Origin of the sequence: Mesorhizobium sp. B2-5-13, from assembly GCF_006440535.1 — a bacterium.
GTDB lineage: Bacteria > Pseudomonadota > Alphaproteobacteria > Rhizobiales > Rhizobiaceae > Mesorhizobium > Mesorhizobium salmacidum.
Genome location: NZ_VFUI01000002.1, coordinates 357984 through 372803 on the forward strand (window position 1 = coordinate 357984; position 14820 = coordinate 372803).

The window sequence follows — 14820 nt, forward strand, 5'->3', positions numbered from 1 at the left end:
GAAGCAGTGACAATCAAGGCATTTTAGAATGACGCATTCAGATCACGATCATCACACGCACGGCTCGCATGGCGGCTGTTGCGCGCCGAAAGGCGCCGCCTCGGATGCGGTTCTGCGCGACCCGGTCTGCGGCATGACCGTGGATCCGGCCGCCGGCAAACCGACATTCGAGCATGGCGGCCGCCTCTATCATTTCTGCAGCGAGCGCTGCCGTTCGAAGTTTCAGGCCGAGCCGGAAAGCTACCTGACGGCGACCGACCCTGTCTGCGGCATGAGCGTCGACCGCGCGACGGCGAAACATTTTGTCCGCCATGAAGGCCAAGGCTTTTATTTCTGCTCCGCCGGCTGCAAGTCGAAGTTCGAGGCGGCGCCGCAAACCTATCTCGGCGGCAGGCCGGCGCCGGCGCCGGTGCCCAAGGGCACGCAATACACCTGCCCGATGCATCCGCAGATCATCCGCGACAAGCCCGGCTCCTGCCCGATCTGCGGCATGGCGCTCGAGCCAACGGGCGTGCCAACCGGCGATGAAGGGCCAAATCCCGAACTGGTTGATTTCACCAGGCGGCTCTGGGTGAGCGCGGTGCTGTCGCTCCCGCTGCTGATCATCGCCATGGCGCCGATGGTAGGCCTGTCGTTGGAGGGCCTGGTCGAGGATCGCGCAAAGGTCTGGATCGAACTGGTCCTGGCGAGCCCGGTGGTGCTCTGGGCCGCCTTCCCGTTTTTCCATCGCGGCTGGGACTCGATCCTCAACCGCAGCCCCAACATGTGGACGCTGATTTCGCTCGGCGTCGGCGCCGCCTATCTCTACAGCGTCGCCGCCACGCTCTTCCCGGACATCTTTCCGCATCAGTTTCGCGGCCATGGCGGTGCGGTGCCGGTTTATTTCGAGGCAGCCGCAGTCATCGTGGCGCTGGTCTTCCTCGGCCAGGTGCTGGAACTGCGCGCCCGCGAAAAGACCGGATCGGCGATCCGAGCTCTGCTTGACCTCGCGCCGAAGACCGCACGGCGGATCGCCGAGGACGGTTCCGAGAGCGATGTGCCGCTGGACGACGTCAAGACCGGCGAGCGCCTGCGCATCAGGCCCGGCGATGCCGTGCCGGTCGACGGCACGGTACTCGAAGGCCGCTCCTCCATCGACGAATCGATGATCACAGGCGAACCCTTGCCGGTCGAGAAAGCCCAAGGCGATGCCTTGACCGGCGGCACACTCAACAAGAACGGCTCGCTGATCATGCGCGCCGAACGGATCGGCGCCGAGACGACGCTGTCGCGCATCGTCGAATTGGTCGCCAAGGCACAGCGCTCGCGCGCGCCGATCCAGGGCTTGGCCGACCGTGTTTCCTTCTACTTTGTCCCGGCCGTCGTCCTCGTCGCCATCGCCTCGTTCATCGCCTGGGCGGTCTTCGGCCCCGAGCCCAGCCTGATCTTCGCCATCGTCTCGGCGGTTTCGGTGCTGATCATCGCCTGTCCCTGTGCGCTGGGTCTCGCCACGCCGATGTCCATCATGACCGCGACCGGGCGCGGCGCGCATGCCGGCGTGCTGATCAAGGAAGCCGCCGCGCTGGAGCGCTTCGCCTCCGTCGACACGCTGATCGTCGACAAGACCGGCACGCTGACCGAGGGCCGGCCGAAATTGACCGATGTCGTGGCTGCCAGTGGCTTTTCCGAGGACGAATTGCTGGTATACGCCGCGACCCTGGAAAAAGGCTCGGAGCACCCGCTGGCCGAGGCTATCGTCGACGGGGCGGGCCAGCGCGGCGTGAAGATCGCCGAGGCCGGCAGCTTCGAAGCGGTTACCGGCAAGGGCGTTTCCGGCACGGTATGGGGCAAGAGGGTCGCGCTCGGCAATACCGTGATGATGGCCGATCTCGCCATCGACGTTTCCGCAATCCTGGCCAGCGTGGAAGCGTTGCAGGGCGATGGCAAGACGGCGATGTTCGTCGCTGTCGACGGCAAGCTGGCCGGCATCGTCGCCGTCGCCGATCCGGTCAAGGCGACCACGGCCGAGGCGATCAAGGCGCTGCATGACAGCGGGCTGAGGATCATCATGGCGACCGGCGACAATGAGCGCACCGCCAAGGCGATCGCTGGACGTCTCGGCATCGACGAGGTTCGGGCAGGTCTGTTGCCGGAACAGAAGGCAGCGCTCGTCGACGAACTGCGCGGCAGGGGTGCCGGCGTTGCCATGGCCGGCGACGGCGTCAACGACGCGCCGGCGCTTGCCGCCGCCGATGTCGGCATCGCCATGGGAACGGGCGCCGATGTCGCGGTCGAGAGTGCCGGCATCACTTTGGTCAAGGGCGACCTGAACGGCATCGTCCGCGCCCGTACCCTGGCCCAGGCGACCATCGGTAACATCCGGCAGAACCTGTTCTTCGCCTTCCTCTACAATGTGCTCGGCGTGCCGGTCGCCGCCGGCGTGCTCTATCCGCTCACCGGCACGCTTTTGTCGCCCATGCTGGCGGCGGCGGCGATGAGCCTGTCCTCCGTCTCGGTGATCGCAAACGCATTGCGGCTCAGAACATTGAAACTCTGAGATCAACTCCCAGATACCAAACCCAACCAACAGGAGACCATGAATGACCTTGGCTAAAAAACTCGTGCTGCTGCTGATGGCCGCCGGAATGCTGCTTGCCATCTTCCTCGAAAGCGTGCCGGCGCAGAGCGAAGAGATGAAGCACGACATGGGCGCCATGGCCATGGGGGCGGAAGGCCCTTCGACGGCGGGCTACAAGGCGGCTATGGAAAAGATGCATACCGGCATGATGGCCTCGCAATATACCGGCAATGCCGATGTCGATTTTGTCCGCGGCATGATTCCGCATCATCAGGGCGCGATCGACATGGCCAAGGTCGAGCTGGCCAACGGCAAGGATCCGGAAATCCGCAAGCTCGCCGAAGGCGTCATCGCCGCGCAGGAAGCCGAAATCAAGCAGATGCAGGACTGGCTCGCCGCCCATCCGGTGAAGTAAGCTTCCGGCATCGCCAAGCAGGGCCCGGCGAGAACTCCTTCCGGAGTCTCGTCGCGGCTCGATGCGATCGGGTACCACGGAGCCAGGCCATGGAATCGAGCGTCAGGACCACCACGCTGCCCTGCGGCGAGGCCATACCCGTTCTCGGCCAGGGTACGTGGAAGATGGGCGAGGATTCGCGCCGGCGCTCCGAGGAGGTAGATGCCCTCAAGCTCGGTCTCGATCTCGGCGTCACGCTGATCGACACCGCCGAAATGTATGCCGGCGGCGGTGCGGAAGAAGTGGTGGCCAAAGCTATCGCCGGGCGCCGCGCCGAGGTCTTCCTGGTCTCGAAGGTCCTGCCTTCCAACGCTTCGCGGGCCGGCCTGCAGCGCGCCTGCGAGAACAGCCTGAAGCGCCTCGCCACCGACCGCATCGATCTCTATCTTCTGCATTGGCCGGGCAGCGTGCCCCTATCGGAAACGGTCGAAGCCTTCGAGGCGCTGAAAAAAGCCGGCAAGATCCGGCATTGGGGCGTCAGCAATTTCGACACCGACGAGATGCAGGAATTGGGACTCCTGTCCGACGGCGACAAGGTACAGACCAACCAGGTGCTTTACAATCTGGTCCGCCGCGGCCCGGAATTCGATCTCACGCCCTGGATGAGGAAACGTGGCATCCCACTGATGGCCTATTCGCCGGTGGAGCAGGGCGCGCTGGCATACAATGCCAGGCTCGCCGAGGTCGCAGCCCGTCACAGCGCAACCGCGGCGCAAATCGCCCTGGCCTGGGTAATCCAGCAGGACGGCGTCATCGCCATTCCCAAGGCCGGCAGCCAGGCGCACGTCCGCCAGAATTTTGCCGCGCTGGACATAAAGCTTACGCCGCAGGACATCGCCGATCTCGACAGTGCGTTCCCGCCACCCAGCCGGAAGAGTGGGCTGGAGATGATCTGACTACTTCCCCGCCAGTCCCTTCAACCGGTAAAGTGCCTCCAGCGCCTCCTTTGGCGTCATCTCGTCGGGGTTGATGTCACCCAGTGCTGCGCCCAGCGCGTCGCTCTTCATCGGCCTTGGCGCTTCCCGCTTTACCGCCACCGAAAATAGCGGCAGGTCGTCGACCAGCCGGTTGGTCTTGCCGGAGACCTCGCCTTCCTCCAACTGGCGCAGCACCGCCTTGGCCCGTTCGACCACCGCTTCCGGCAAGCCGGCGAGCCGCGCCACCTGCACGCCGTAGGAGCGGTCGGCGGCGCCCTTGCCGACCTCGTGCAGGAAAACGACGTCGCCCTCCCATTCCTTGACCCGCATGGTGACGTTGGAAAGCCGCGCCAGCTTGCCGGCAAGCGACGTCATCTCGTGGAAATGGGTGGCGAAGATCGCCCGGCAGCGGTTCTTCTCGTGCAGATATTCGACCGCCGCCCAGGCGATCGACAGGCCGTCGAACGTTGCGGTGCCGCGGCCGATCTCGTCGAGGATCACCAGCGCGCGTTCGCCGGCCTGGTTGAGGATCGCCGCCGTCTCAACCATTTCGACCATGAAGGTCGAACGGCCGCGCGCCAGATCGTCCGACGCGCCGACGCGCGAGAACAGCCGGTCGACGACCCCGATATGGGCAGACGCCGCCGGCACGAAGGAGCCGGTCTGGGCCAGGATCGCGATCAGCGCGTTTTGCCGCAGGAACGTCGACTTACCACCCATGTTCGGGCCGGTCAGCAGCCAGATCGCGCCGTTCTTGGCATTTCCCTCCGGCGAGAGGTCGCAATCATTGGCGACGAACGGGCCTTCGCCCGAACGGCGCAGCGCTTGTTCGACCACTGGATGCCGGCCGCCTGAAATCTCGAAGGCAAGGCTGGAATCCACCACCGGCCGGCACCAGCTCTCGCTTTCCGACAAAAGTGCAAGTGCCGCCGACACGTCGAGCACGGCGAGCGCATCGGCGCCGGCGCGGATCGCCTCGGCCTGGCCGACGGCTTCGGCCGTCAGCGCATCGAAGGCGGCCAGTTCGATGCTCAGTGCCCGGTCGGCGGCATTGGCGATCTTGGTCTCCAGTTCGGCGAGTTCGGTCGTGGTGAAGCGCATGGCATTGGCCATGGTCTGGCGATGGATGAAGCGCGCCTTGGCGCCATCGCTGCCGGTCATGACGGCATGATGGTTGGCCGTCACCTCGATGTAGTAACCGAGCACGTTGTTGTGCCGGATCTTCAGCGAACGGACGCCGGTCTCCTCGATCAGGGAGCGCTCCAGCCCGGCGATCACTTTGCGCGACTCGTCGCGCAGCGCCCGCATCTCGTCGAGTTCGGCATGGTAGCGGCCGCGAACGAAACCGCCGTCGCGTTTGAGCAGCGGCAGTTCCTCGCCGAGCGCCTGGGTGAGATGTTGGGCAAGTGTCTTGGGCAGCGCCTGAATCGCGGCCATCGCGCCGGCCAATTCCTGGGGCAGGGCGATCGCGGCAAAGGTTTCAGCTATGGCGCCGGCCGCCTCGAAGCCGGCGCGGAGCGCCCCGAGATCGCGCGGGCCACCCCGGTTGAGCGCCAGCCTGGACAGGGCACGCGGCATATCGGCGACACTCTTCAGGCTCATCCGCACTGCCTGGCAAAGCCGCACTTCGGAACGGAAGAACGACACCGAATCCAGCCGTGCGCCGATGGCCGCCGGGTCGGTGAGCGGCGCCATCAGCCGGTCGGCGAGCAGCCTTGCGCCGCCGCCGGTCACCGTGCGATCGATCGCCTTGAACAGCGAACCCTCGCGGCTGCCGGACAGCGTGCGCAGCAGTTCGAGATTGCCGCGCGTCGCCGGGTCGATGAATAGGGTCGAGCCCTGCTCCTCGCGCTCGGGCCGCGACAGCGGCGGCCGTTCGGCCTTCTGCGTCTTCTCGACATAGGCGATGGCGCCCGAGATCGCCGACAGTTCGGAGCGCGAAAACGTGCCGAAACTGTCTGGTGTCGCCACCTCGAAGAAGCGCGCGATCCGTCCCGTGGCCGAGGCCGAATCGAATAGCGAAGGCGGCTGTGGGCTGGCGACACGTCCGAGCACGTCGAAAACCGGCTTCAGCTCGGGATCGTGGAACACCGGCTCGGCGACGATCAGCTCACGCGGATCGACACGGAAGATGTCGGCGAGCAGCCGGTCGGCGGTAGTCTCAGCGACGCGGAAGGCGCCGGTCGAGATGTCGATCCAGGCAATTGCAAAGCTTCCTTGGTGCCCTGTCGCGCTACCGCGCTCCCCGCCTCTTGGCTCCGCTCCGCCCTTCACCCTGCCCAGCGCCATCAGGAAACTCGATTCCGAGGGTGCCAGCAATTTGTCCTCGGTAATGGTGCCCGGCGTCACCAGCCGCACCACATCGCGGCGCACCACCGATTTGGAGCCGCGCTTCTTGGCCTCGGCCGGATCCTCGATCTGCTCGCAGACGGCAACGCGGAATCCCTGGCCGATCAGCTTCTGCAGGTAATCGTCAGCCGCATGCACCGGCACGCCGCACATCGGAATGTCGTGGCCCTGATGCTTGCCGCGTTTGGTCAAGACGATGCCCAGCGCCCGGCTCGCCTTCTCGGCATCGTCGAAGAACAGCTCGTAGAAATCACCCATGCGGTAGAACAGCAGCGAATCCGGGTTCGCCGCCTTGATCTCGATGAATTGCTCCATCATCGGCGTGACGGCGGCAGCGCCGGGCTGCGGCGGCGTCATCACCTCGGGGGCGGCGTCGGGCTCGTTCGGGCTGTGCATGTTCATGGCGCGGCACGCTAGCAGATGTGATGGCGCGGTTTAATGCCGGGGGGATAGAAAGCAGGGGAAGACCGCGAGCCATCTTTCCATGGAAGGGGCTATTCAGCGTGCATTGCTCGATGGTGTGATCGCCTGACTGGCTGGCTGGCGCCGCAGGAGGTCAATCGCGTCTACAACCAGGCCGCGGTCGGGCTCTGTCTGTCGGCGGCGGAAGGGGCAATGTGCTCCAGCATGGAATATATGATGGCCGGGTTGCCGGTGGTGACCACACCTAGTCTTGGCGGCCGGGACGTCTTTTTCAATCCGGACTATTGCATCATCGCCGAGCCCGATCCGGCGCGCCGTCGAGACGTTGCGCGACCGCGCCATTCCGCGCGAGGAGATTCGCAACCGCACGCTGGCCAAGGTGCGGGCTCAACGGCAGGAACTCACAGTATTCCTGGCCGACCTGCTGAAGAGACTGGGAAGCAGCCAACCGCCGCTATCGCAATGGCCGTTTCCCGGAACCAGGACGCTGCGGCGATGGGCAACGGCCCGCCAGCATGCGCATGAAATCATGGCATCCAGGGTGGCGCAGAATGGCTCCTGACCGAGCGTGTCCGCTTTGAAGCAGCTTTGCAGAGCTTCGTGGTTTACACGCGGCGGCCCGTGGTCTTAATTCGCAAGCACACAGGCACCCGCTTCAAAAAGGTGTCCCACCGGCGAGGAAATCAAAAGCATCATGGCCAGGAAAACCGAGAACAACGGTCCGTCCGTCAGCGCACAGGAAGCGCTCGAATTCCATGCCATGGGCAGGCCCGGCAAGCTGGAGATCGTCGCCTCAAAGCCGATGACGACGCAGCGCGATCTCAGCCTCGCTTATTCGCCTGGTGTCGCCGTGCCAGTGCGCGCCATCGCCGAGGATCCATCGAGAGCCTTCGACTACACGACGCGCGGCAACATGGTCGCCGTCATCTCCAACGGCACCGCCATCCTTGGCCTAGGCAATCTCGGCGCGCTGGCCTCCAAACCGGTGATGGAAGGCAAGGCGGTGCTGTTCAAGCGCTTCGCCGATGTCGATTCCATCGACCTCGAGGTCGATACCGAGGATGCCGACGAGTTCATCAACTGCGTGCGCTTCCTCGGTCCCTCCTTCGGCGGCATCAATCTGGAAGACATCAAGGCGCCGGAATGCTTCATCATCGAGCAGCGCCTGCGCGAACTGATGGACATCCCGGTCTTCCACGACGACCAGCACGGCACCGCCATCATCTCGGCCGCCGGCCTGATCAACGCGCTGGAGGTAACCGGCCGCGACATGAAGACCACGAAGCTGGTCTGCAATGGCGCGGGCGCCGCCGGCATCGCCTGCATCGAACTGATGAAGGCGATGGGTTTTTCGCCCGAAAACATCACCTTGTGCGATACCAAGGGCGTGGTCTTCCAGGGCCGCACCGAGGGCATGAACCAGTGGAAGTCGGCGCATGCGATCAAGACCGATGCGCGCAGCCTGGCCGAAGCACTCGACGGCGCCGATGTCTTCCTCGGCCTTTCCGCCAAGGGGGCGCTGACCACCGCCATGGTGCAGTCGATGGCCAAGAACCCGATCATCTTCGCCATGGCCAATCCCGATCCCGAGATCACCCCGGAGGAAGTGGCCGAGATCCGCACTGACGCCATCATGGCCACCGGGCGCTCGGACTACGCCAATCAGGTCAACAACGTACTCGGCTTCCCCTACATCTTCCGCGGCGCGCTGGATGTCAGGGCCACCACCATCAATGACGAGATGAAGATCGCCGCCGCTCGCGCGCTCGCCGAACTGGCGCGCCAGGACGTGCCCGACGACGTCGCCGCCGCCTATCAGGGCAACCGGCCGAAATTCGGTCCCAACTACATCATTCCGGTGCCGTTCGACCCGCGCCTGATCTCCGCCATTCCGATCGCCGTGGCCAAGGCGGCAATGGATTCGGGCGTCGCCCGCAAGCCTATTCTCGATCTCGACCGTTATGCGCAGGAGCTTTCCGCCCGCCGCGACCCGATCGCCTCGACCCTGCAGCGTATCTACGACCGCGTGCGCCGCCAGCCCAAGCGCATCGTCTTCGCCGAAGGCGAGGAGGAGCAGGTGATGCGCGCCGCCGTCTCCTATGTGAACCAGCGGCTCGGCACTGCCATCCTGCTTGGCCGCGACGACGTCATCAAGGAGAACGCCAGGCACGCCGGCATTGACCTCAACAAACAAGGCATCGAGATCATCAATGCGCGTCTGTCGCGCCGCAATTCGATCTACACCGACTATCTCTACGAACGCATGCAGCGCAAAGGCTTCCTGTTTCGTGACTGCCAGCGGCTGATCAACAACGACCGTAATCATTTCGCCGCCTGCATGGTGGCGCTGGGCGATGCCGACGGCATCGTCACCGGCGTCACCCGCAACTATTCGACCGCGCTCGACGATATCAGGCGCGTCATCGACGCCAAGCCCGGCCACCGCGTCATCGGCGTCTCGATCGTGCTGGCGCGCGGCCGCACGGTGATCGTCGCCGACACCGCAGTGCACGACATGCCCAACGCCGAGCAGATCGCCGACATCGCCGAGGAGGCCGCCGGATTTGCCCGCCGCATGGGCTATGAGCCAAGACTCGCCATGCTCGCCTATTCCACCTTCGGCCACCCGCAGGGCGAGCGTTCCGAGCGCATCCAGGAAGCCGTGCGCATCCTCGACAAGCGCCGCGTCGATTTCGAATATGACGGCGAAATGGCAGCCGACGTGGCACTCAACGCCCGCGCCATGGCGCAATATCCGTTCATAAGGCTCACCGGCCCGGCCAATGTGCTGATCATGCCGGCGTTCCACTCGGCCTCGATCTCGACCAAGATGCTGCAGGAACTCGGCGGTTCGACCGTCATCGGCCCGCTGCTGGTCGGCCTGAACAAGCCGGTGCAGATCGTCTCGCTGAACGCCAAGGACTCAGACATCGTGAACATGGCGGCGATCGCGGCGTATACGGCGGGGACTTGAAGAGCGGTCGGCGTGGCGGACGAAAGCTGGCGATCAGACTGGTCTCTCACCCCGGCGCGAACACCCGCGCCGCCTCGACCACCTCCTCCGCCCGGTCCTGGCGCAACAGGTCGATCGGAATGCGGCCGTCGAGCTGAGCCGCTGGGCGGGTCAGCCACAGCCATGCGAGCCTTGGATTGCCGATGATCTCCAGCACATCGCTTATGCCTGCCACCGGCCTGCCGTCGACGAACTGCGCCAGCGGGAAGACGTGCTTGCGACCGCCCTTGCGCAGCGCGATGACGTCGCCCCGTCTCTGCCAGCGGTGCAGGGTGGAGCGGGCGATGCGCAGGTTTTCCTCGAGGTAGGTCGAGCCGGCGACGCGGCCGGCCCAGTCCTCGATCAGCATCGATTCTAGGTCGTCGGACTGGGGAAGCGCGGGAAGCGTTTCGGCCTCTGCCGACAGCGTCGTCGTCCCCACCGTGCCAGCTTCGCTGCGGCGCGCGGCTTCCGCCGCGAGCGCACGCACGAATTTCGAGGCAAGGCCGGGAAGGTCGGCGTGAATGGTGTCGATGGCGCGCTGGTGCTTGGGCGACAGCAAGGTGACCGCGGACGCTATGCTGCCGGCGATCTTGCCGACCGAGATCATTGTCGGGCCGTTGATGGCCTCGTCATAGTGGGCAAGCGCACGCTCGACTTTTTCCGCCACCATGTCGGCGAAATCGTCCTGCGTGATGCCGGTCGCCTTAGTCTGAAATCTGGTCATACATCTGTCTTCTGGCCGCGCGCTCTCCTCCCTCAGCCACGGCCGTTGTTGAACGGCTAGGGCTGAAAGTGGAAAGCGCAACGGCAACAGATGCAACGACCCGACAGGTTGCTGTCCTGCATTGCCACACACCCCGATAGGCGAGCCGAAAGGTCAGTCACGGCACGCTCGCATTTGCCTTTAGGAGCGGTCTGTGACAACTGCGCGACGGTGAGAAGCGGTCCGCGCTTGCCTTCTCCCTGCGGGGCCCGAAGGGCGGGCGAGGCCTGACTCGCCCAAGACGGTTGAGGGTGCTGGACGGAGTGCCGCCATTGCCAAGCTGGAACACCCCTCATCCGGCCGCTTCGCGGCCACCTTCTCCCACAAGGGGACGAAGAGAAAGGCGTTGTTACAACAATCCCGCCTGCTCTGCCTCTTTGCGCAGGTTCTGCCGTGGCCTTGGGCCGATCTGCTGGATCACCAATCCAGCCGCCAGTGAGCCAAGATCGCCGCAGGTCTGGAGGTCTCGGCCCTGTGTATAGCCATGCAGGAAACCGGCGGCGTAGAGGTCGCCGGCGCCTGTCGTGTCGACCAGTTCCTTGATGGTGGTTGCCTTTATGACCACGGTCTCGTCGCCGCGTACGATGACCGAGCCTTTTTCGGAACGGGTCACTGCCGCGATCTTGCAATCCTTGCGGATCTGCGCCAGCGCCTCGTCGAAGGACGAAGTCTGGTAAAGCGACTTGATCTCGTGGCTGTTGGCAAAAACAATGTCGACCGTGCCCGAGCGCATCAGGTCGAGGAATTCGTCGCGGTAGCGGTCGACGCAGAATGGATCCGACAAGGTCATCGAGACTTCGCGACCGGCCGCGTGCGCAAGTTTCGCCGTCTGCCGGATGGCTTCCTTGGCGCGCGGCGGGTCCCATAGATAACCTTCGAAATAGGTGACCTTGGCGCCCGACGCCTTGTCGGCCTCGACATCTTCCGGCCCGAGTTCGACGCAGGCGCCGAGATAGGTGTTCATCGAGCGTTCGCCATCGGGGGTGACGAAGATCATCGAGCGCGCCGTCGGCGGCTCGCCCTCGAGCGGCCTGGTGTCGAAGGCGACGCCCTGCGCGTGGATGTCGTGCGCGTAGATTTCGCCCAGCGCATCGTTGGAGACCTTGCCGAAGAAGGCGGCGCGTCCGCCGAAGGAGGCGACACCAGCCGCCGTGTTGCCGGCACTGCCGCCGGAGGCCTCGATCGCCGGGCCCATGCGGCTGTAGAGCAATTCGGCGCGGTGGGTGTCGATGAGGTTCATCGCGCCCTTGATGATGCCGTTGGTCTCGAGGAAGTCCTCCTCGCACTGGGCGATGATGTCGACAATCGCATTGCCAATGCAAAGCACGTCATAATCCGGCATCAATGTCTCCGCCAAAACCCGAGCCGGCTTCTTGCCATGCCCGCGCGGGTCTACAGCATGACCCTGAAAACTGGCAACCGATTTTCTGTCGTTGCCGGCGTATCGGCGAGGCCCGTCCTTTGCCGAAGAAGCCCGCGACTGCGCGCCTGCAAGACAGTTTTGCAGTTGGTTTTCGTTGTACCCAGGCGTTACGACAATTCGATCGTGGCCGAAGCATTTCGCCGTGGCGTTGCCTAAAAGGGCTTGTTCGATCCCGATCCGAAGGCGGCAAGCCCATGTCAGCAAAGAGCGATACGACCACCGACCTGGTGTTGCTCGGCGTGCTGGCGGTGCTGTGGGGGGCGTCCTATACCTTCATCAAGATCGGCGTCGAGACCATCCCGCCCATCACCTTCATCGCCGCCCGCACCCTGATCGCCGGCGCCATCCTGTTCGCCGTCATCCGCTGGCGCGGCCTTGCCATGCCGGGCGACGCGGCAAGCTGGCGCCGCTTCGCCTTCCAGGCCTGCCTCAACAGCGTCGTCCCGTTCACGCTGATCGCCGCCGCCGAGCGTTCGGTCGACGCCGGCCTTGCCACCATCCTCAACGCCACCTCGCCGATCTTCACCTTCCTGCTGACGGCGCTCATCACCCGCCATGAGCCGGTGACGGCGCGCAAGCTGGTCGGCGTCGGCGCAGGCATTGCCGGCATATGCCTGATCGTCGGCACGCAGGCGCTTGGCGGCATAGGCCACCAGCTCTGGGCACAGCTAGCCATCGTCGCGGCAACGGTGTGCTATGCGGGCGCCGCCATTTTCGGCCGCGGCTTCAGGGGCCTCGATCCGATGCTTCCCGCCGCCGGTTCGATGCTGTGCGGTGCGATCATGCTGGTGCCGCTCAGCCTGGCGGTCGACCAGCCGTGGACGCTGGCGCCTTCGGCGGCTTCCATACTCGCTTTGCTCGGCCTGTCCGTGTTTTCGACGGCACTGGCTTTCGTCATCTATTTCCGTCTGATCCACACGCTGGGGTCGGTCGGCACGACGTCTCAGGCCTATCTGCGCGTGCCGATCGGCGTCGGCATTGGCGCCGTGTTCCTCGGTGAAAGCCTGGGCCCTACGGCTTGGCTCGGCATGGGTTTTGTCGTTGTCGGCGTGGCGGCCATGACCATACCGGTCCGCAAGCCGGCCTCCGCCCGATAGGCAGATTTCGGGTGAGTGCGAGGCTGGCAACGGCCCGCGCTTGTGCTCGCGGGCCGCACTGCCTATCTCGGGAACGTCCTGCCTTGTGGCTGTGTCCGCTGACCTTGGGGTGAAGCACGGTGATTTTCGACGCTGCCCGCACCGCGGCCCTGGAGTTGCTCTCGCCTCCGTTTCGCTCCGTGTTCATCAAGACGCTTGGCCTGACCCTGCTGGCGCTGGTCGCCCTGTGGTTCGGCCTGACCAGCCTTGTCGAATGGCTGGCCCTGCCGTGGCTCCAGACATCGTTGCCCGGCATACCGTCCTGGGCCGGGTGGCTGGGCGGACTAATCGCCGCCATCGCGTTGGCCTTCGGCATGGCGCTGCTGGTCGCGCCGGTCACGGCCGTCATCGCCGGCCTGTTCCTCGACGATGTCGCCGAAGTGGTCGAGCGCACCGACTACCCCGGCGACCCGGCCGGACGCGCCATGCCGGCATTGCGATCGCTGGTGCTGGCGGTAAAATTCTTTGGCGTCGTCATCCTGGGCAACATCGTCGCCTTGCTGCTTCTGCTGGTGCCGGGCATCAACATCGCCGCCTTCTTCATCGTCAACGGCTACCTGCTCGGACGCGAATTCTTCGAATTCGCCGCCATGCGCTTTCGCCCGGAGGAAGATGCGAGGGCCCTGCGCAGGCGGTATGCCGGCACGGTGTTTCTCTCCGGGCTGGTTATCGCGGCTTTCCTCGCCGTGCCGCTGCTCAACCTGCTGACGCCGCTCTTCGCCGCCGCCATGATGGTGCATCTGCACAAGGCGGTCTCGGCACGGGAAGCGGCCCGTCCCGCACGCGGTTGAGCCTTCAGCGCAAGAGAAAGCCGCGCCCCAGCTCGTCGTCCGGTTCGACAATGAATTCGGCTCGTCCGGAATAATAGGCACGGCCGCCGACGCGGGCGACAATCGCTTCGTGCGGGCCGGCCTTCGCCGTTCGCGCCACCACCCCGGAAAAGCGCGAGCCGGCGATGCTCTCGAAAATGCGCTTCTGCCCGATGGCGATCTCGCCCTTGGCATGCATGGCCGCCAGCCGGGCGGTGACGCCGGAACCGGTCGGCGAGCGGTCGACCTCCGCCTCGGCGAAGACGCAGACATTCCTGGTGACTTCCCCGGAAAAGGCGTCCTTTCCATCTGTCAGGATGGTGCCGTAGAGGAAGGCGAGGTCATCATGATCGGGATGCGATAGCGGAAACTCGGCCTTGAGCCGGTTCGTCAGCGCGGTTGCCGCGTCGACGAAATCGCGCACACGGTCGCGGCCGAACTCCAAGCCGAATTGATGACAGTCGGCCAGCGCGTAAAAGGCGCCGCCATAGGCGACATCGAAACCGATCTTGCCATATTCCGTCAGCTCGATCTGTTGGTCGCGGGCAAACAGGAAGGCCGGCACGCTCTCGAACGACACCGAACCGGCCTTGCCGTCGCTGACCGCGACGGAGGCGACGACCAGGCCGCACGGCGCCTCGATGTTCACGGTGGTGAACGGCTCCTGCGTGGCCACCAGCCCTTGATCGATCGCGTAACGGCCGAGCGCGACGATGGCGTGGCCGCACATGGTCGAATAACCCTCATTGTGCATGAACAGCACGGCGAGGTCCGCGCCGGGCAAATCGGGCTCGACCAGCAGGGCGCCATACATGTCGTAATGGCCGCGCGGTTCGAAGATCAGCAGTTTGCGCAAATGATCGAGATGGTCGCGCACATAGGCGCGCTTCTCCAGGATGGTGCCCTTGGGAATACTGGGATAACCGCCCGTGACGATCCGGAGAGGCTCGCCGCCCGTATGCATGTCGACGACAGTAAGGTTCATTCGGGCCCG

11 protein-coding genes and 1 pseudogene are annotated in these 14820 nt (G+C 64.9%); 8 read left to right on the forward strand and 4 right to left on the reverse strand.

What is annotated here, in order from left to right; all coding sequences use genetic code 11:
- Nucleotides 1-28: 28 nt before the first annotated feature.
- From FJ434_RS05000 to FJ434_RS05010, 3 genes are all read left to right on the forward strand, one after another.
- Nucleotides 29-2536, forward strand: coding sequence for a heavy metal translocating P-type ATPase (locus FJ434_RS05000; protein ID WP_140746221.1), 2508 nt, complete (start codon nucleotides 29-31; stop codon nucleotides 2534-2536).
- A gap of 43 nt (nucleotides 2537-2579) precedes the next feature.
- Entirely contained in the window at nucleotides 2580-2972 is a 393-nt protein-coding gene (locus tag FJ434_RS05005) for a DUF305 domain-containing protein (RefSeq protein ID WP_140746224.1), read from the forward strand.
- An 89-nt stretch (nucleotides 2973-3061) separates the two neighbouring features.
- A complete protein-coding gene (locus tag FJ434_RS05010; RefSeq protein ID WP_140746227.1) occupies nucleotides 3062-3907 on the forward strand; it encodes an aldo/keto reductase in 846 nt (281 codons plus the stop codon).
- Here the strand turns inward: FJ434_RS05010 and mutS are convergent, their stop codons facing one another.
- Nucleotides 3908-6679 carry a DNA mismatch repair protein MutS gene (mutS, locus tag FJ434_RS05015; RefSeq protein ID WP_140746231.1) on the reverse strand — a complete coding sequence of 924 codons (2772 nt, stop codon included), beginning with the start codon at nucleotides 6677-6679 and terminating at the stop codon, nucleotides 3908-3910.
- Between the two features lie 138 nt (nucleotides 6680-6817).
- Here mutS and FJ434_RS30065 point away from each other — a divergent pair.
- From FJ434_RS30065 to FJ434_RS05025, 3 genes and pseudogenes are all read left to right on the forward strand, one after another.
- Nucleotides 6818-6949: pseudogene (locus tag FJ434_RS30065) on the forward strand (glycosyltransferase family 1 protein); the annotation flags it as partial.
- A 1-nt stretch (nucleotide 6950) separates the two neighbouring features.
- The gene (locus FJ434_RS05020; RefSeq protein WP_246678262.1) at nucleotides 6951-7262 is read left to right on the forward strand and encodes a hypothetical protein; all 312 of its coding nucleotides are present in this window, start codon (nucleotides 6951-6953) and stop codon (nucleotides 7260-7262) included.
- 132 nt (nucleotides 7263-7394) lie between these two features.
- On the forward strand, nucleotides 7395-9674 hold the full coding sequence (locus tag FJ434_RS05025; RefSeq protein WP_140746234.1) for an NADP-dependent malic enzyme: 2280 nt from the start codon (nucleotides 7395-7397) through the stop codon (nucleotides 9672-9674).
- Nucleotides 9675-9720: 46 nt separating this feature from the next.
- Here FJ434_RS05025 and FJ434_RS05030 read toward each other — a convergent pair whose 3' ends face one another.
- Both FJ434_RS05030 and FJ434_RS05035 read right to left on the reverse strand, forming a co-directional pair.
- Complete coding sequence (locus FJ434_RS05030; protein ID WP_140746237.1) at nucleotides 9721-10419, reverse strand: antitoxin Xre/MbcA/ParS toxin-binding domain-containing protein; 699 nt, start codon at nucleotides 10417-10419, stop codon at nucleotides 9721-9723.
- A 388-nt stretch (nucleotides 10420-10807) separates the two neighbouring features.
- Complete coding sequence (locus tag FJ434_RS05035) at nucleotides 10808-11800, reverse strand: adenosine kinase (RefSeq protein ID WP_140509130.1); 993 nt, start codon at nucleotides 11798-11800, stop codon at nucleotides 10808-10810.
- Between the two features lie 275 nt (nucleotides 11801-12075).
- Here FJ434_RS05035 and FJ434_RS05040 point away from each other — a divergent pair, with 275 nt between their 5' ends.
- The gene (locus FJ434_RS05040) at nucleotides 12076-12978 is read left to right on the forward strand and encodes an EamA family transporter (RefSeq protein WP_140746240.1); all 903 of its coding nucleotides are present in this window, start codon (nucleotides 12076-12078) and stop codon (nucleotides 12976-12978) included.
- A gap of 119 nt (nucleotides 12979-13097) precedes the next feature.
- Nucleotides 13098-13808, forward strand: a complete 711-nt coding sequence (locus tag FJ434_RS05045; RefSeq protein WP_140746243.1) for a sulfate transporter family protein — start codon at nucleotides 13098-13100, stop codon at nucleotides 13806-13808.
- Between the two features lie 4 nt (nucleotides 13809-13812).
- On the opposite strand, the gene FJ434_RS05050 is transcribed toward FJ434_RS05045, so the two are convergent.
- Nucleotides 13813-14811: a proline racemase family protein gene (locus FJ434_RS05050; protein ID WP_140746246.1), complete on the reverse strand. Its 999-nt coding sequence runs from the start codon at nucleotides 14809-14811 to the stop codon at nucleotides 13813-13815.
- Nucleotides 14812-14820 lie beyond the last annotated feature (9 nt).